Consider the following 18,135-nt stretch of genomic DNA (forward strand, 5'->3'; position numbering starts at 1 on the left):
TGCGGGGCGGGGCCGCGCGGGTCGTGCGGCCTCGCAGGCAATACCGGTGCCCGATCCCCGGCCCTCAGCGGTCGAGCGCCTGATACACGAGGGTGTTGATCAGGTAGCGGTAGTGCCAGCGCGCGGGGCCCGGCGTGTGGGCCATGAACACCACCGCGAGCTTGCGCGCGGGATCGACCCACCAGTTCGTGCCGCTGGCCCCCGGCCAGGAATAATCGCCGACCCCGCCGAGGAGCCGCACGATGCCGGGCGTGGTCCGCACCGCGAGGCCGAGGCCGAAGCCGTAATCGGCCCGGGTCGGGTCGGCATCGCCGATCCGGTTCTGCACCTGGGGCCCGAGCTGGTTCGTCACCATCGCGCGGGCGATCGTCGGGCTCAGGATCCGGTGCTCGCCGAGGCGGCCCTCGTTCATCAGCATCAGGGCGAAGCGCAGGTAGTCGGTCGCCGTCGAGACGGCGCAGCCGCCCCCGCACAGGAGATCGTGGGGGCGCGTCGCGTCGGGGCCGAGCACCTGCGGCTTGCCGGTGGCCGGATCGTTCGGCAGCGCGCGGGCGTAGCGCCCGACCTTGTCGGGCGGGATCAGGAAGCCCGTATCGGGCATGCCGAGGGGGCGGAACACGGTCTCGGCGAGCACCGCGTCGAGCCGCTGCCCGGTGATCGCCTCGACGATCAGCCCGGTGACGTCGAGGCCGAAGCCGTAATCCCAGACCGTGCCCGGCTGGTGCATGAGCGGCAGGCCCGACAGGGTGTCGAGGAAACGCGCGGGGCCCATGTCCTTGGCGGCGGCGACGCTCCCCTCCGGATACATCCGGTGCAGCGCCGTGCTGCCGCGCCCGCCGTAGACGAGGCCGGAGGTGTGCATCAGCAGGTCGCGCACGCTGATCGGACGCCGGGCCGGCACGGTCCCGGTGATCGATCCGTCGGGGCCGAGCGTCGCCACCGTCGCGTGCGTGAAGCGGCCCGGCAGGTAGGTCGAGACCGGCTCGTCGAGCACCAGCCGGCCCTGCTCCGTCAGGTCGAGCGCCGCGACCGTGGTCATCGGCTTCGTCATCGAGGCGATGTTGAAGATCGCGTCCGTCGTCATCGGCGCACCGGCGGCCTTGTCGCGGTAGCCGTAGGCCTCGAGCAGGACGAGCTTGCCCTCCCGCGCGATGGCGAGCACGGCGCCCGGCAGCTTGCCCTCGGCCACGTCGCGCTCGAGCACGGACCGGATGCGGGCGAGGCGCTCGGGCGAGAAGCCCATCGCGGCGGGGTCGGCGCGGGGGAGCTCCTCCGCGGGGGCTTGGGTCGTCTCGCCGGAGCCTTGCGCCTCGGCCGGGCCCGCGAGGCAGAGCGCGGCCTGGCCCAGCAGGGCGAGCGCGGGAAGCAGGCGTTTCGAGACCATCCTGTGCCTTTCGATCCGGGTTCCGCGGACACCCGGTCCGATCTAGGGCCGGAGGGCGGGTTTCCGACGTCCCGCGGAGGCGCCCGCCCGGCCCGGCCGTTCCCGCCGAGTGGCACATGCCTTGCTGCCCTGGACCGGGTGAGCGCCTGAGGAAGCCGAGACGGCCTCCAGGCCGGGGAGCGTGAGTGCCATGTCGGGTTCGGCGGCAGATGCGGGTCATCCGAAGGGCGGGACCGGGCCGGTGCCGCTCGGACCCCCGACGGCGCCGGTGAGCCGGGTCGGCCGCCTCGCCCTCGCCCTGCTCGGACTCCAGCACGTGCTGGTGATGTATGCGGGCGCGGTGGCGGTGCCCCTGATCGTCGGGCGCGCCCTGAAGCTGCCGCCCGAGCAGGTGGCGATGCTGGTGAGCGCCGACCTCTTCGCCTGCGGCCTCGCCACCCTGATCCAGAGCTGGGGCCTGCCCGGCATCGGCGTGCGGATGCCGGTGATGATGGGCGTCACCTTCGCGGCCGTCACGCCGATGATCGCCATGGGCACGAGCCCGGAGATCGGGCTCACCGGCATCTACGGGGCGGTGATCGCCGCCGGCCTGTTCGCGCTCCTCGTGGCGCCCCTCGTCGGACGCCTGCTGCCGCTGTTCCCGCCGGTGGTGACCGGCACCATCATCCTGGTCATCGGCATCTCGCTGATGCGCGTCGGGGTGAACTGGGCGGCGGGCGGCGTCGGCAACCCGAATTACGGCGCGCCGCTCTTCCTCGCCATCGCCGCCTTCGTGCTGTGCATCATCCTGGCGATCACCCGCTACGGCAGCGGCTTCGTCGCCTCGGCCTCGGTGCTGATCGGCATCGTCGTCGGCATGGTCGTGGCCGCCGCCTTCGGCCTCGTCGATCTCGGCCGGGTCGCGGCCGCGCCCTGGTTCGACGTGGTGCGCCCCTTCGCCTTCGGCCTGCCCACCTTCGACCCGGTCTCGATCCTTACCCTGTGCATCGTGATGATCGTGGTGATGATCGAATCCACCGGCATGTTCCTGGCGCTCGCCGAGATCACCGAGGACCCGGTCGGCGAGGAGCGCCTGACCCGCGGCCTGCGCGCCGACGGCCTCGGCACGCTGATCGGCGGCGTCTTCAACACCTTCCCGTACACCTCGTTCTCGCAGAATATCGGCCTCGTCGGCGTCACCGGCGTGCGCTCGCGCTACGTCACGGTGGCGGGCGGCCTGATCATGCTCGGGCTCGGCCTGATCCCGAAGCTCGCGGCCCTGGTCGAGGCGGTGCCCCAATGCGTGCTGGGCGGCGCGGGACTGGTGATGTTCGGCATGGTCGGCGCCACCGGCGCGCGCATCCTCGGAGCGGTGGATTTCGCCCGCAACCGCAACAACCTGTTCATCGTCGCGGTCTCGGTGGGCTTCGGCATGATCCCCCTCGTCGCGCCGAACTTCTTCAAGCAGATGCCGCACGCGCTGCATCCGCTGCTCGAATCCGGCATCCTGCTCTGCGCGATCTCGGCCGTCCTGTTGAACCTGTTCTTCAACGGGCTCGGCAACACCGCCGAGGCCCGCGATGCGGCGATCCGCCAGGCCAAGGTCGCCGAGGCCCATTGATCGTCGAAATCCCCTGATCGCCGCGGCCCATCGATCGCCGCCGCGCCGGTCCCGCGGTGCCGGCCCCGGGATGGGGCGGCCGCATCCCGTTCGCTATGATACGCCGCGTGCGGCTTCCCCTTCCGGAGATCTCCCGATGCCCCTGACCGCCTCGCGTTACGGCAAAGGCCGCGTGCGGGTGATGCGTCTGACCCGCGACGGCGCCCACCACACCCCGCGCGAGCTGACCCTGACGGTGCTGATGCGGGGCGGCTTCGACGCCGCCTGGACGGGGGCGGACAACCGCGCCTGCGTCGCCACCGACAGCGTGAAGAACATCGTCAACGTCACGGCGGCCAAGAACCTCTCCCTCGACAAGGAGGCCTTCGTGCAGGCGGTGGCGAAGGTCTTCCTCGACACCTACCCGCAGGTGGAGAGCGTCGCGATCGAGGCGCTGGAGACCCGCTGGCTGCGCCACTCCATCGGCGGTGCGCCGCACGGCCACACCTTCACCCTCGACGGCAACGGCCAGGGCTACACGGCGCTCGATGCCCGCCGCGACGGTCAGGTGCTGCGCTCGGGCCTGCGCGGCTTCACCTTCATGAAGACGACCGAATCCGGCTGGGCCGACTTCGTGGACGACGGCTACCGGACCCTGCCCGACACCACCGACCGCATCGCCGCCACGAGCATGGACGCGACCTGGACCTGGGCCGCGGCGCCCGCGGACCACGAAGCGGCCAATGCCCGGGTGCTGGAGATCCTGATCGCGGTGTTCGGCACGACCTACTCGTACGGCGTGCAGGATTCGATGTACCGCATGGGCGAGGCGGTGCTGGCCGAGATCCCGGAGATCGCCGAGATCGGCTTCGCCATGCCCAACAAGCACTACATCCCGATTAACCTCGCGCCGTTCGGGCTGGAGAATCCCAACACCGTGTTCCTGCCCACCGACGAGCCGCACGGGCAGATCGAGGCGACGATCGGCCGGGGCGGTTGAGCCCGCGCCGCGCGTCGTGACCGACGCCGCACCCGCCTCGCCCGCGAAGGTCCGCGCTTTGCGCGGGCCCGCCGTGAGCCTGTCCGGCAACCCGTTCCTGAGCCCCGCGCGCGACTGCCTCGTCCACCACGCGGACGCCCTCGTGCTGATCGCGAACGGGCGGATCGCCGCCTTCGGCGCCTATGCGGAGACGAAGGCCGCGCTGCCGCCCGGCCTCGAGCCCGACCATTATCCCGACGGCCTGATCCTGCCGGGGCTGATCGACACCCACGTCCACTATCCGCAGCTCCAGATGATCGGGGCCTTCGGGGCGCAGCTCCTCGACTGGCTGGCGCGCTACACCTTCCCGGCCGAGCTCGCCTTCGCCGACCGGAGCCATGCGGAGGCCGTCGCCCGCCTGTTCCTGCGCGAGATCCTGGCCTCGGGCACCACCACCGCGATGGTCTATTGCACGGTGCACCCGCACTCGGTCGACGCGTTCTTCGCCGAATCCGAGCGCTTCGACACCCGCATGATCGCCGGCAAGGTCCTGATGGACCGCAACGCGCCGGCCGCCCTCCTCGACACGGCCGAGCGCGGCTACCACGAGAGCGAGGCGCTCATTGCCCGCTGGCACGGGCGCGGGCGCCAGCTCTACGCGGCGACGCCGCGCTTCGCCCCCGCCTGCACCGAGGCGCAGCTCGACGCGGCCGGTTCCCTTTTGCGGGCGCATGACGGCCTGTTCCTGCAGACGCATCTCTGCGAGAGCGAGGCCGAGGTCGCCTGGGTGCGCGACCTGTTCCCGGCGCGCGCGGGCTATCTCGACGTCTACGCCCAGGCCGGGCTCGTCGGCCCGCGCTCGGTCTTCGGCCACGCCATCCACATGCGCGAGGACGAGTTCTGCACCTGCCACCGGGCCGGCGCGGCGCTCGCGCATTGTCCGACCTCGAACCTGTTCCTCGGCAGCGGCCTGTTCCGCCTGTTCGACGCCCTCGATCCGCGCCGCCCGGTCCGCGTCGGCCTCGGCACCGATGTCGGGGCCGGCACCACGCTCTCGCTGATGCGCACCCTCGGCGAGGCCTACAAGGTGGCGGCCCTGCGCGGCGACAAGCTCGACGCGCTGCGCGCCCTCTACCTCGCGACCCTCGGCGGCGCCGAGGCGCTGTATCTCGACGACCGCATCGGCCGGATCGCCCCGGGCTACGAGGCCGATCTCTGCGTGCTCGACACCGCGGCGACGCCGTTGCTCGCCCACCGCGCCCGCTACTGCGCCGACGTCGAGGAGCTGCTGTTCGTGCTGATGACGCTCGGGCCCGAGCGGGTGCGTGCGACCTACGTGGCGGGCGAGCGGGTGTTCGACGCGGCGCGGTCGGTGCCGTACCGCTACGCGAGCGGGGCCGAGGCGTGAGGGTCGGGGCTGTGCGGGGGGCACGGATCATTGCCGATCCGGCGCTGGGGCCGTTCTGTGCCCGCGGTTCCCTACACCCTCTGCTGATGATGTTCACCCATCGCGTGTGGCGCGCATTTCCTCGCCCCGCTTGCGGGGAGAGGGCTCCGGCGACCTTGTCGTCGCCGGAGCGAGGCGGCAGCCGAGGGTGAGGGGGGACATCCGGGGAAGGCTCCTCCGTTCAAGCCCCCTCACCTTCGGCTGCCACCTCGCCGCGCTCCCCGACGAGGGGGAGACGCGGCCCTCTCCCCGCACGCGGAGAGAGGGGATGTGCGCGACACGATGTGTGAATCCGCTAGCGCAGAGGGGGGAGGGAGGAAGCCGCGCTTCGGGAAGACACGGCTGTGCTTGAGCCTCACGGCGCGCGCCGGGCCCGGCGCGCGCCTGTCGTCAGCGGACCGTCAGGCCCCGAGGCCGCCCATGCAGACGTACTTGGTGTTCAGGTAGTCCTCGATGCCCTGGTAGGAGCCCTCGCGGCCGACGCCCGATTCCTTGACGCCGCCGAAGGGGGCGACCTCGGTGGTGATGATCCCCTCGTTGAGGCCGACCATGCCGTATTCGAGCGCCTCGGAGACCCGGAAGGCCCGGCCGAGATCGCGGGTGTAGAAGTAGCAGGCGAGCCCGAACTCGGTGTCGTTGGCCATCTGGATCGCCTCCGCCTCGTCGCGGAAGCGGAACAGCGGCGCCAGCGGCCCGAAGGTCTCCTCGCGCGCCACCGCCATGCCCGGCACCACGTCGACGAGAACGGTGGGCTCGAAGAACGAGCCGCCCAGCGCGTGGCGCTTGCCGCCGGCCACGATGCGCGCGCCCTTGGCGGTGGCGTCGCGGATATGGGCCTCCATCTTCTCGACCGCGGCGTGGTCGATCAGCGGACCCTGGACCACGCCCTCGTCGGCGCCGTTGCCGACCTTGAGCTCCGCGGCCGCCCGCGCCAGCCGCTCGGCGAAGGCGTCGTAGATGCCGTCCTGTACCAGGAAGCGGTTGGTGCAGATGCAGGTCTGGCCCGAGTTGCGGTACTTGGCGAGCATCGCGCCCTCGACCGCGCGGTCGAGATCGGCATCGTCGAAGACGATGAACGGCGCGTTGCCGCCGAGCTCCATCGAGACCTTCTTCACCGTGCCGGCGGCCTGCCCCATCAGCAGCTTGCCGACCTCGGTCGAGCCCGTGAAGGTGATCTTCTTCACCAGCGGGTTGCCGGTCATCTCGCCGCCGATGCCCTTGGCCGAGCCGGTGAGGATCGAGACGAGCCCGGCCGGAACCCCGGCCCGCTCGCAGAGCACGCCCCAGGCGAGGCCCGAGAGGGGGGTCTGGGTCGCCGGCTTGATCACGATCGGGCAGCCGGCCGCGAGCGCGGGGGCGAGCTTGCGGGCGATCATCGATGACGGGAAGTTCCAGGGCGTGATCGCCGCGACCACGCCGACCGGCTCCTTGGTGACGAGAATGCGCCGGTTCGGCCAGGGCGAGGGGATCACGTCGCCGTAGACGCGGCGCGCCTCCTCGGCGAACCACAGCACGTAGGCTGCCGACATGGCGACCTCGGCGCGCGCCTCGGCCAGAGACTTGCCCTGCTCGGCGGTGAGGATGCGGGCGAGATCCTCCTGGTTCTCGGTGACGACGGCCGAGAGCTTGCGCAGGATCGCCGCGCGCTCGCCGGCCGTCTTGCCGCGCCAGGCCGGGAAGGCGGCGTGGGCGGCTTGGATCGCCCGGCGGGTCTCCTCGGCGCCCGCGTTCGGCACCCGGGCGACGACCGCGCCGGTGGCGGGATTCGTCACCTCGATGGAGCCCGCGCCGTCCTTCGACCAGGTTCCGCCGATCAGGCAGGCCTCGACGAGGAGCGTGGGGTCCTTCAGGGACAGGGTTTGGGTCTCAGGCATTCAGAGGTTCCTTTGGAGGCTGAGACGCGGCAGGCCGCGGCTTCACGGGCACGCTCTGGGCAGTGTTCCTCGCCTGTGCCTCCGCCCGCGTCTCGAAGACGTGGGGAGCCAGATCGCGACTCGCTAACGAGGCGCCGAGCTTCAGCCGCAAGAATGCGCTCGTTGTGTAGCGCGCGGCCGTCTCGTAATATCGGTTCTCTAGATAGGCGATCGTAGAGAAATATGCATCGCTCACCGTCGGGTCGATCTCGAACCCGTCGTAGTTGGCGATCAGGTGAACCTTGCGGCCGATCTCCTGGCAGCTGCGCTCGTATTCGCGGCGCACCAGCTCGACGTCGTCGATGGTCCGGACCTGGAAGCCCTCGAGGTTCGAGAACAGGATATTGCGCTCCGGATCGTAGCTGATCCGCTCCGCCAGGGAGAGGCCGAGCAGCCAGGGCTCCAGACCCATCACGGCCTCGCGGAACAGGCGCGGATCCATGGGCTTGGGATCGTGCACGATCGGCGCGAAGCCCATCTGCGCGAGAATGTCGCGCTCCAGGTCGATGCCGGGGGCGATCTCCGCGAGTTCCATCCCGGCCCGCGTCCGGCGAAAGACGCAGCGCTCGGTGACGTAGAGAACCGGCTGCCCGCGCTCGGCCGCGAAGTCGCCCGAGAAGGTGATCTGCTCCACCGCCGCGATGAATTTCCGCGAGCGGCCCTCCTTGAGGATGCGGACCGCGCCGTCCTCGATCCCGACCTGGAGCCCGTCCGCCGTGAAGGTGCCGGCGAAGACGAGGCTCTTGGCGTTCTGCGAGATGTTGATGAAGCCGCCCGCCCCCGCGAGCCGCTTGCCGAAGCGGCTGACGTTGACGTTGCCGGCGCCGTCGCATTGCGCCAGGCCGAGGCAGGCGAGATCAAGCCCGCCGCCGTCGTAGAAGTCGAATTGCTGGTTCTGGTGCAGCACGGCCGCGGGGTTGAGCGCCGCGCCGAAATCGAGCCCGCCCTGCGGCAGGCCGCCGATCACGCCGGGCTCGGCCGTCAGGGTCAGGTATTTCAGCACCCGCTCCTCGGCCGCCACCGCGGCGACGCCCTCCGGCATGCCGATGCCGAGATTGACCACGCCGCCGGGCGGCAGCTCGAAGGCGCAGCGCCGGGCGATCACCTTGCGGGCATCGAGCGGGATCGGGGCGATCCGGTCGAGCGGCACGCGCTGGCGGCCGGTGAAGGCGTGGTTGTAGGGCGTGCCGTAGGTCTGGCGGTGGTTCTCGGGCTCGCTCAGCACCACGCAATCCACGAGCACGCCCGGCACCTGGACCTCGCGCGGGTTCAGCGACCCGGCCTCGGCCAGCCGCTCCACCTGGGCGATGACGAAGCCGCCCGAGTTCTTGGCCGCCATCGCGGCGGCGAGGTTGTCGAGGGTGAGCGCCTCGCGCTCCATGGTGATGTTGCCGGCCGGGTCCGCGGTGGTGCCGCGGATGAGCGCCACGTTCACCGGGAAGGCCTTGTAGTGCAGCCACTCGGTGCCGCCGAGCGTGACCACGCTGACGAGGTCCTCGGTGGTGATCGCGTTGAGCTTGCCGCCCTCCAGCCGCGGATCCACGAAGGTGCGCAGCCCGACCTTGGTGATGTGGCCGGGCGTGTGCGCGGCGATCTCCCGGTAGAGGTGCGAGACCACGCCCAGCGGCAGGTTGTAGGCCTCGATCTGCCCCTCGACCGCGAGCGCGCCGAGCTTCGGCACCAGCGCCCAGTGCCCGCCGACGACGCGCCGCACCAGCCCCGGCCGCGCCAGCCGGTTGAGACCGCGCTCCTTGCCGTCGCCGGGGGCGGCGGCGAACATCAGCCCAAGATCGTGCGGCCCGGCGCCCGCGTCGAAGCGGCGGGCGAGCGCCAGGATCAGCTCGTCCGGCGTGCCGATGCCCACGAAGCCCGACACCGCCACCATGTCGCCGTCGTGGATGATCGCCACGGCCTCGTCGGCGCTGACGATCTTGTTCTTCAGGCTGCCCATGAGCGTCGTCCTCGGAAGCGGTACCGCAGCGGATGGTCGTCGTGCCGCCCGTCCGGGCGGTGCCGCCCCACCGCGCGGCGGGCGTGGGATCCGCCCGCCTCAGCCACGCTGGCCGAGCCAGTCCGCGATGCCGGAGCCCAGCAGCGCCTGGGCCTTGCCGCCGACGAACACGCCCACATGCCCGCCGGGCAGGCCCAGCTCGGTATAATCCTGCGTGCCGACCTTGCCGGCGAGCGCGCGCGAGGTCGCGGGCGGGATGATGTGGTCGTCCTTGGCGAAGACGTTGAGCACCGGGCAGGTGATGTCGGCGAGCCGGACCGTGCGGCCCGACAATTCGAAGCGGCTCTCGACCAGCTTGTTGTCCTGGTAGAGATCCTTCAGCCACTGCTTGGCCGCCTCGCCCGGATGGTCGGGCCGGTCGGCGATCCACTTCTCCATGCGCAGGAAGTTCAGGAACTTCTTCTTGTCGGAGAGCGCGTCGAGGAGATCGACGTTGTACTTGGTCAGGGTCCGCATCGGCGTCATCATCGAGAACACCGAGCCCATGAAGGCGCCGGGCAGCGAGCCCTGCGATTCGATCAGCCGGTCGATGTCCTCGGGGGCGAGGGAGCGCGCCCACAGGTTGATGAAGCCGTGCCCGGGGCGGTTCTCCACCTGATCGGCGTGGAAGTCGATCGGCGTGATGGTGAGCACCATCGCGTTGACCGCGTCGGGATGGAGCGCCGCGTAGCAGGTGGTGAACACCCCGCCCTCGCAGATGCCGAGCAGGTTGATCCGCTCGCGCCCGCTCCGCTCCTGGATCGCGGCGATGCAGTCGGCGAGGTAGCCGTCGACGTAGTCGTCCATGGTGACGAAGCGCTCGGCCCGGCCGGGATTGCCCCAATCGACCACGTAGAGGTCGAGGCCGAGCTTGAGCAGGTTGCGCACCAGCGAGCGGTCCTCCTGCAGATCCGCCATGGTGTAGCGTCCGATCAGCCCGTAGACGATCAGCACCGGGGGCAGGCCGCGGCTCTCGGCGAGCGGCCGGTAGCGGTGCAGCGTGACCTTGTCCTGGCTCCAGACCAGGTCTTTCGGGGTGGTGGCGATCTGCACGTCCGCGTCGCGGATCTCGCCGAAGAGCTTGACCCCCTCGGCGATGCGCCGGCCGAGCGCCGAGACCTCCGCGAGCGCGTCGGCCGAGGTGATCGCGGGCGTGGTGCCGGCCGGCTGCTTCATGACGCGGGCTCCTTGCTGCGGCGGCCGCGCTTGAGGGCGCGCAGCTCGCGGCGCATCTCCGTGACGCTCCGGTGCAGGTCGTCGAGTTCGGCCCGCGTCGGATAGCCGAACATCTGGCTGTAGAACTCCCCGAGATCCTGCTGGGCGAGGCGCAGGTCGGTCGCGGCCTTCAGGGATTCGCGCTGGCTCGCCAGGAAGGCCTCGGTGCGCTGCGTCTCGATCAGGACCTCGTTGGCCGTCTCGATCCAGAGCTCCATCAGGGCGCGGGCGGATTCGAGCGCCTGGCCGGCCTCGGCGCGGGCGTTGACCGCCTTCGAGAACACGCCGGTGGCCCGCGTCCAGGCCTCCAGCATCAGGGTGTTGTGCTCGAGGTTGCGCTGGCGGAGCGCCCCCCAGGCCACGGTGACGGCCGCGAGCTTGCGCTCCACGGTCCAGAGATCGGCGAATTGCGGCCCCTCGGCCATCCGGCTCAGCGCGGCGTCCACCTCGCTCGAGGCCGAGAGCCAGCCGCGCGGATCGAAGACCTTGGCCAGCACCTCGGCGGCCACCGGGTCCTGGTCCGCCTTGGCCCCGCCCTTGGCGCCCTCGAGGCTCGCGGTGAAGCTGTGGGCCACGGCCTGCGCGTCGGTCCAGGCCTTGGTGAAGGCGGCCTGGGCCGCGCGCGCGGCCTCCATGTCGGGCACGGGCGCGGGGCCGGCGGCCGTCTGCATCGCGCCCAGCATGTTGCTCTGCGCCTCGGCGAAGGAGCGGGCGCCGCGGCTCCACAGCTCCCCCATCGCCTTCATGGATTCGAACGGATCCATCTCGGTCCCCCCGCCGCTCTCAGGCCGCCTGCCGGGCCTTGCCGTCGAGGGCCTCCGAGTAGATCGCGAAGGCGTCGGGATACGTCACCTCGCGCGGGTTGTTCACGAGGAGGCGCGTCTGCTTCATCGCGTCGGTGGCGAGGCGCTCCAGGTCGGTCTCCTTGACGCCGACCTCGCCCAGCGAGGCCGGCACGCCGCAATCCCGGCAGATCGCCGCGAGGCTCTCGACGAAGCGGGCGGCGGCTTCCCCGGCCGGCAGGCCGACCGCCTCCGGGTCGAGGATCGGCGCCAGCTCGCCGTAGAGGCCCTCGGCATGGCTGAGGTTGAACCGCATCACCCCCATCAGGACCAGGGCGTTCGAGAGCCCGTGCGGCACGTGGAAGATCGCCCCGATCGGGTAGGCCAGCGCGTGCACGGCCGCCACCGGCGCGTTGGCGAAGGCCATGCCGGCGAGCATCGAGCCGAGCAGCATGCCGGAGCGCGCCTCGCGGTTGCCGGGCTCGCGGCAGGCGGTGCGGATGTTGGCCGAGAGCAGCGCCAGCGCCTGCTTGGCGAGCTGGTCCGAGATCGGGTTCTTCTTGCTCTTGCTGGTGAAGGCCTCGATGGCGTGCACCATGGCGTCGATGCCCGTCGCGGCGGTGACGTGGGCGGGCAGGCCCAGCGTCAGGTCCGGGTCGAGCACCGCCCAGTCGGGCAGGAGCTTGGCCGAGACCACGCCCTTCTTCTCGGTGGTCGGCGTGGTGACGATCGAGATCGGCGTCACCTCGGAGCCGGTGCCCGCGGTGGTGGGCACGAGGATCAGGGGCAGGCGCTCGCCCTTGGCGAGGCCGACGCCGTAGATGCCGTCGAGGGGCTCCTCGGACTTGGCGAGGTAGGCGACGAGCTTAGCGGTGTCGAGGGCCGAGCCGCCGCCGATGGAGAGGACGAGATCGGTGCCGAGCTCGCGCGCCCGGGCGGCGGCCGCCTCGATCACCGTGGAGGGCGGGTCGGCCTGCACGTCGTCGTAGATGTCGAGCGTCACGCCCGCCGCCTGCAGCGCCGCCTCGGCGGCCTGGGTCAGGCCCGCGCCGCGCACGCCCTTGTCGGTCACGAGCATCACGCGCTTGGCGCCGAACCCGGCCACGATCCCCGGCAGCTTGGCCGAGGCGCCCGGCTCGAACAGGACGTTGGGCGTGGTCTGGAAGGTGAAGGGATTCATGGCGTCCGGTTCCTGTCCGATCGGTTGTGTCTCGCGCGTCGATCCCGCGGCCGGGGCCCGCGGGGGCCCGGCCGGGACGGTTCCGGCGCCTACTCGGCCGGCTCGAGCGCGGCGCCCTTCACCTTCTCGCGCAGCTCGGTGACGAGCACGCGGGTGTTCTCCGAGTAGTCGATCGGGACGGCCACGAGGTGGACGCCACCGGCCTTGAACGCCGCCTCCAGCGTCGGCACCAGATCCTCCACCGCCCCGACCCGGTGGCCGCTGGCGCCGTAGGACTCGGCGTACTTCACGAAGTCCGGGTTCTTGAAGGTCATGCCGTAATCGGGGAACTTGTCGACCGCCTGCTTCCAGCGGATCATTCCGTAGGCGGAATCGTCGAGGATCAGCACCACGAGGTTGAGGTTGAGCCGCACCGCGGTCTCGAGCTCCTGGCTGTTCATCATGAAGCCGCCGTCGCCGCACACCGCCATGACGCGCCGCTGCGGGTACAGGATCGCGGCCATCATCGCCGAGGGCAGGCCCGCGCCCATGGTGGCCAGCGCGTTGTCGAGCAGCAGCGTGTTGGCGACATAGGTGCGGTAGTTGCGGGCGAACCAGATCTTGTACATCCCGTTGTCGAGGCAGACGATGCCGTCCTCGGGGATGACCGAGCGCACGTCGCGCACGAGGCGCTGCGGCGTGACCGGGAAGCGGTCCTCGTCGGCGCGGGCCGAGATCCGGCCGAGGATGTGCTCGCGCAGCGGCAGCAAGGCACCCGCGTTGGGCAATTCGCCCTCGATCCGGTCGGCGATCAGCTTCAGGGTGGGGCCGAGATCGCCCACCACCTCGGCGTCGGGGTAGTAGACCTGCTCGACGTTGGCCGGGGTGTAGCTGATGTGCAGCACCTTCTGGTCGGCCTGGCCCATGAAGAAGGGCGGCTTCTCGACCGTGTCGTGGCCGATGGCGATGATGAGGTCGGCCGCGTCGATCGCCTCGTGCACGTAGTCGCGCTCGGAGAGCGCGGCGGTGCCCATGTAGAGCTTGGAGCCGTGCGCGACGGTGCCCTTGCCCATCTGGGTGGTGAAGAACGGGATGCGCGTGCGCTGCACGAAGCCGCCGAGATCGCTCGTGGAGCGCGGGCGCGAGGCCGCCGCGCCCAGCATGATCAGCGGGCGCTTGGCCGCGCGGATCATCTCGGCGGCGCGCTCGATGGCCTTGGGATGGGCGACCGGGATGTCCGTGGGGTGGCTCGGCACGGTGTAGGCCTCGGCCTCCTCCGCGGCGATGTCCTCGGGCAGCTCCAGCAGCACGGGCCCGGGCCGCTCCTCGGTGGCGACCCGGAAGGCGTCGCGCACGATGGTGGGGATCGAGGAGGCGGAGACGATCTGGCGGGCCATCTTGGTGATCGGCTTCATCGAGGCGATGATGTCGACGATCTGGAAGCGGGCCTGGCGGGCGGACAGGATGCCCTTCTGGCCGGTGATGATGATCATCGGCATGGCGCCGAGATGCGCGTAGGCCGCGCCCGTCGAGAAGTTGAGCGCGCCCGGTCCGAGCGTCGCCAGGCAGACGCCGGGTTTGCCGGTGAGCCGCCCGTAGGTCGCCGCCATGAACGCCGCGGCCTGCTCGTGCCGGGTCAGGATCAGCTCGATCTTCGAGTTGCGCAGGCTCTCGACGACGTCGAGGTTCTCCTCGCCCGGAATGCCGAAGATGCGCTCGACGCCCTCGTTCTCGAGTGCCTGGACGAGCAGGTCCGAACCCTTCGGCATGGTGATGTTCCTTCTACGGGTCTGCGTGTGCCGACGCCTGCCGCGGACCCCCGGGGGCGACCGAACGGCGTCGCGAGTGGACAGAGGTTTCGTGGAAGCCGGTCCGAACGACAATCAGAATGCCGCCCGGACCGGCCGGGAGAGTTGAGGATCGCGCCGTATTGAAAGCGACTTTGCCTCAGACGGCCCTGGATACGGCCGAGCTCGCGACGTCCGGTTGACTGTTATTCTGTCGACCAAGGATCAGGACAGTCACGCTTCCCGCCGCGGTGAGCGCCACGAGAGGCGTCAGGGCCAGGGGAAAATTGCCGGTGTGATCCTTGATGACGCCGAGGAGCGCCGTCGCGCCGCCGGTGCCGAGATGCGACAGGGTGTTGATCGCCGCGATCCCCGCCGCCGCGGTGGCGGGCGAGAGCCAGTCGGTGGCGAGCGCCCAGAACGGCCCCTTGATCGCGTAGTTGCCCACCAGGACGAGGCTCAGGAGCACCATCACCAGGGGCAGCGAGCTCGTCAGGTTGGTCAGGGCGAGGCAGAGCGCGGTCAGTCCGAGCGGGAGCGCCGTGTTCCAGACCCGCTCGCCCGACTTGTCGGCGCGCAGGCCCCACAGGATCATGAACACCGAGGCGATGCCGAACGGGATCATGTTCAGCAGGCCGGTCTGGAGATTCGTCAGGCCGAAGGATTTCAGGATCTGCGGCTGCCAGAGCGAGAGCGCGTTGCTAGTGGCCGACGAGCCCGAGTAGATCAGCGCGAGCGCCCAGACATACTTGTTCGACAGCACCTTCCACAGCGGCATGTGGCCCACGGCGTGGCCGGACGCCCGCTCCGCCGCGAGGGTGCGCACGAGCCACGCGCGCTGGGGCTCGGAGAGCCAGGCGGCCTCCTGCGGGCGGCTCGGCAGCCAGATCAGGGCGGCCAGCCCGAGCAGCACGGCGGGAACCGATTCGGCGATGAACAGCCATTGCCAGCCGTGCAGCGCCGCGACGCCCTCCAGCTCGAGCAGCATCGCCGAGAGCGGCGAGCCGAGGAAGCTCGAGAGCGGGATCGCCACCATGAAGGTCGCCACCACCCGGGCCCGGTAGGCCTTGGGGAACCAGTAGGTCAGGTAGAGGATCACGCCCGGGAAGAAGCCGGCCTCCGCCGCGCCGAGCAGGAAGCGCCCCGCGTAGAAGCTGTAGGGCCCGACCACGAACGCCATGGCGACGCCGACCAGACCCCAGGTGATCATGATCCGGGCGATCCAGATCCGGGCGCCGACCCGCTCCATCGCGAGGTTGCTCGGCACCTCGAACAACACGTAGGCCACGAAGAACAGGCTGCCGCCGAGGCCGAAGGTCGCCGCGCTGAGGCCGATGTCCTTGTTCATGGTGAGCGCGGCGAAGCCCGCATTCACCCGGTCGACATAGGCGATGAAGTAGCAGGCGATCAGGAAGGGGACGAGGCGGAAGGCCACCTTGCGCATCGTGGCGGCGGCGAGCGCCGCCTCGCCGTCCGGGGCGATCCCGGCATCGCGGACGATCCCCGGATCGCCGACGGGGTCCTTTGTGGGCTGCATGGCGTCCTCCTCACGTCTTTTGATACGGATCGAGCCGCGCTCCGGAGGGCGCTCCCGCCCTCCGGAGCCGGGCCTCAGGTCATCGAGCGCAGGACGACCAGGACGGTGGTCACGGTGATCGCGCCGCCGATGCGGGTGGCGATCTGCGCGAAGGGCATCAGCTGCATGCGGTCGGCGGCGGTCAGGATGGCGACGTCGCCGGTGCCGCCCTGGCCCGAGTGGCAGGCGTTCACGATCGCGGTCTCGATCGGGTACATGTTGAGCATCCGCCCGACCAGGGCGCCGACCGCCATGAGGGTGAACACCGTCGACACGATGACGATCAGGTTCACCACCGTGAAGGCCGCCATCAGCTTGTCCCAGGGCGTCAGGGCGACGCCGATGGCGAAGAGCAGCGGGTAGGTCATGCTGACCTGCACGAACTTGTAGACCACGAAGCCGCCGGCCTGGAGATGGGGCGAGACCGCCTGGGCGAGCTTTGCCAGCACCGCCAGGAACAGCATCGCCACCGGGGCGGGCAGGCCAAGCACGTGGTGCAGCATCACGCCGAGCAGGTAGAGCGTCACCGCGGTGAGCCCCGCCGCCGCGATGGTGGCGACGTCCATGGCGCCGCCGGTCTCGCTCTTCACGGTCTCGGTCTTCGGGTCCATGTCGTCGTGCTCGCCCGGCTGCAGCCGGCCCTCGCCGGTGAGGTGGGGCATGCGCTTGCCGACGTAGTTGAGCGTGCCGGAGAAGATGATCGCCGTGAGGCTGCCGAGCATCACCGGGGGCAGCACCTGGGCGAACAGGTCGCCCTGGGCCTGGCCGAGGATCGCCGCGTAGCCGATCGAGAGCGGGATCGCGCCCTCGCCGACGCCGCCGGCCATGATCGGCACGACGATGAAGAAGAAGGTGTGGTAGGCGCCGAGCCCCAGCAGGGTGCCGACCAGCGTGCCGACGCAGCCCGCGGCGATCGAGCCGAGCGCCAGGGGCACGAAGATCTTGAGGAAGCCCTTGATCAGGACCTGCCGGTCCATGCCCAGGATCGAGCCGACGATGATCGCCGCGATGTAGATGTAGAGGAAGTTGGTGAACTTGGTGAAGTCGACGATCGACTTCTGGATCTGCGGCGGGATCAGGCCGTAATAGGCCAGCGCCGAGGGGATGAAGGTCGCGAAGATCGCCCCCGCGCCGATGCTGCGCAGCACCGGCAGCCGCTTGCCGATCTCGGCGCAGGTGAAGCCGCCGAGCACCAGCACGGCGATCATCGTCGGCGCATCGGACTTGATCTCGCCTTCCCGCGTCAGGATCACGAGGAGGCCGACCAGGATCAGGTAGACCGGGATCGGGATGATGCCGATCTTGAGGTCCATCAGCCGCCACCAGCCCCGCGGCCAGAACGGTTCGCGCACGGCCTGCCCGGGTTGGGCGCCCTGCTGGGCGAGCGGAATCGGTCTGATGGCGTCGGCCTGCATGGTTTCCTCCTGATCGCTCGCCGGCTTCGCCCGGTCTGTCACCCGTTTGCGGGCCGGCGCGCTTGGCTTGTTTTTGTAGGTTGATATTGTCGGCGACGGGTAGCCCACGACACTGACGCCAACCTGACAATCGAGCGAGCGCGAAACATTTTAGAGGCTCAGCCCCGCCGATGCGGATATTGGTCGTGGAAGATACTGCCGAGATCGCGGAATCCATCGTCGCCGGATTTCGCCGCATCGGACACAGTGTCGACTGGGAGCCGGACGGGGCGCAGGCTCACGAGATCCTGGCGACGGAGCGCTACGACCTGATCGTCCTCGACCTGACCCTGCCCGGCCGCGACGGCGCCGCCGTGCTCAAGGCCCTGCGCGGACGCGGCGATGCGAGCCCGGTCCTCGTGCTCACCGCCCGCGGCACCGTCGAGGAGCGGGTGCGCGTGCTCGATCTCGGCGCCGACGACTACCTGCTGAAGCCGTTCGATTTCCGCGAGCTCGAGGCGCGGGCGCGGGCGCTGCTGCGCCGCTCGGCCGGGGAAGCCACGAACGCCCTGATCTGCGGCGACATCGCCATCGACCGGGCGACCCGCTCGGTCACCGTCGCGGGCGTTCCCGTCGAGCTGACGCGGCGCGAGCTGACGCTGCTCGAGATCCTCGCGGCGCGCCCCGGCCGGGTGTTCGGCAAGGACGAGCTGCTCGACCGCCTGTTCGGCCTCGACGACAATCCGAGCTTGAACGCCGTCGAGCAATACGTCGCCCGCGTGCGCCGCAAGCTCTCGCTCTCCGAGGTCGAGATCCGGACCCTGCGCGGCCTCGGCTACCAGCTCGCGCCCCGCCCGGAGGCCGCGCGGGCGGCCACGCCCAAGCCGTCTCCGCCCAAGCCGCCCCCGCCCAAGTCGGCCTGCTAGGCGG

General features: G+C 70.6%; 13 protein-coding genes. 4 read left to right on the top strand and 9 right to left on the bottom strand.

Going from position 1 to position 18,135, the window contains the following annotated elements:
• Positions 1-64: 64 nt before the first annotated feature.
• Entirely contained in the window at positions 65-1,384 is a 1,320-nt protein-coding gene (locus ACS5RC_RS08985; RefSeq protein WP_478343513.1) for a serine hydrolase domain-containing protein, read from the bottom strand.
• Positions 1,385-1,625: 241 nt separating this feature from the next.
• On the opposite strand from ACS5RC_RS08985, the gene ACS5RC_RS08990 reads away from it, so the two are divergent.
• The 3 genes from ACS5RC_RS08990 to guaD all read left to right on the top strand — a co-directional run bounded on the left by ACS5RC_RS08990 (position 1,626) and on the right by guaD (position 5,350).
• On the top strand, positions 1,626-2,984 hold the full coding sequence (locus ACS5RC_RS08990) for a nucleobase:cation symporter-2 family protein (protein WP_478343514.1): 1,359 nt from the start codon (positions 1,626-1,628) through the stop codon (positions 2,982-2,984).
• 136 nt (positions 2,985-3,120) lie between these two features.
• A complete protein-coding gene (pucL, locus tag ACS5RC_RS08995) occupies positions 3,121-3,963 on the top strand; it encodes a factor-independent urate hydroxylase (protein ID WP_478343515.1) in 843 nt (280 codons plus the stop codon).
• 16 nt (positions 3,964-3,979) lie between these two features.
• The gene (guaD, locus tag ACS5RC_RS09000; protein ID WP_478343516.1) at positions 3,980-5,350 is read left to right on the top strand and encodes a guanine deaminase; all 1,371 of its coding nucleotides are present in this window, start codon (positions 3,980-3,982) and stop codon (positions 5,348-5,350) included.
• A gap of 440 nt (positions 5,351-5,790) precedes the next feature.
• Here the strand turns inward: guaD and ACS5RC_RS09005 are convergent, their stop codons facing one another.
• From ACS5RC_RS09005 to ACS5RC_RS09040, 8 genes are all read right to left on the bottom strand, one after another.
• The gene (locus tag ACS5RC_RS09005) at positions 5,791-7,263 is read right to left on the bottom strand and encodes an NAD-dependent succinate-semialdehyde dehydrogenase (RefSeq protein WP_478343517.1); all 1,473 of its coding nucleotides are present in this window, start codon (positions 7,261-7,263) and stop codon (positions 5,791-5,793) included.
• A complete protein-coding gene (locus ACS5RC_RS09010; RefSeq protein ID WP_478343518.1) occupies positions 7,256-9,253 on the bottom strand; it encodes an acyl CoA:acetate/3-ketoacid CoA transferase in 1,998 nt (665 codons plus the stop codon). The genes ACS5RC_RS09005 and ACS5RC_RS09010 overlap by 8 nt, the downstream gene beginning before the upstream one ends.
• 99 nt (positions 9,254-9,352) lie before the next feature.
• Complete coding sequence (locus ACS5RC_RS09015; RefSeq protein WP_478343519.1) at positions 9,353-10,468, bottom strand: alpha/beta fold hydrolase; 1,116 nt, start codon at positions 10,466-10,468, stop codon at positions 9,353-9,355.
• A complete protein-coding gene (locus tag ACS5RC_RS09020; protein ID WP_478343520.1) occupies positions 10,465-11,271 on the bottom strand; it encodes a poly(R)-hydroxyalkanoic acid synthase subunit PhaE in 807 nt (268 codons plus the stop codon). Before ACS5RC_RS09020 ends, ACS5RC_RS09015 begins: the two co-directional genes overlap by 4 nt.
• A 19-nt stretch (positions 11,272-11,290) precedes the next feature.
• A complete protein-coding gene (locus ACS5RC_RS09025; protein WP_478343521.1) occupies positions 11,291-12,469 on the bottom strand; it encodes an iron-containing alcohol dehydrogenase in 1,179 nt (392 codons plus the stop codon).
• Between the two features lie 89 nt (positions 12,470-12,558).
• Positions 12,559-14,217, bottom strand: a complete 1,659-nt coding sequence (locus tag ACS5RC_RS09030; protein ID WP_478343522.1) for an acetolactate synthase large subunit — start codon at positions 14,215-14,217, stop codon at positions 12,559-12,561.
• Between the two features lie 178 nt (positions 14,218-14,395).
• Positions 14,396-15,679, bottom strand: coding sequence for an MFS transporter (locus tag ACS5RC_RS09035; protein ID WP_478343919.1), 1,284 nt, complete (start codon positions 15,677-15,679; stop codon positions 14,396-14,398).
• A 167-nt stretch (positions 15,680-15,846) separates the two neighbouring features.
• Complete coding sequence (locus tag ACS5RC_RS09040; protein ID WP_478343523.1) at positions 15,847-17,226, bottom strand: 2-hydroxycarboxylate transporter family protein; 1,380 nt, start codon at positions 17,224-17,226, stop codon at positions 15,847-15,849.
• A 170-nt stretch (positions 17,227-17,396) separates the two neighbouring features.
• Between ACS5RC_RS09040 and ACS5RC_RS09045 the strand changes: the two genes are divergently transcribed.
• On the top strand, positions 17,397-18,131 hold the full coding sequence (locus ACS5RC_RS09045) for a response regulator transcription factor (protein ID WP_478343524.1): 735 nt from the start codon (positions 17,397-17,399) through the stop codon (positions 18,129-18,131).
• Positions 18,132-18,135 lie beyond the last annotated feature (4 nt).

It is taken from the genome of Methylobacterium sp. HJ2, from assembly GCF_056431005.1.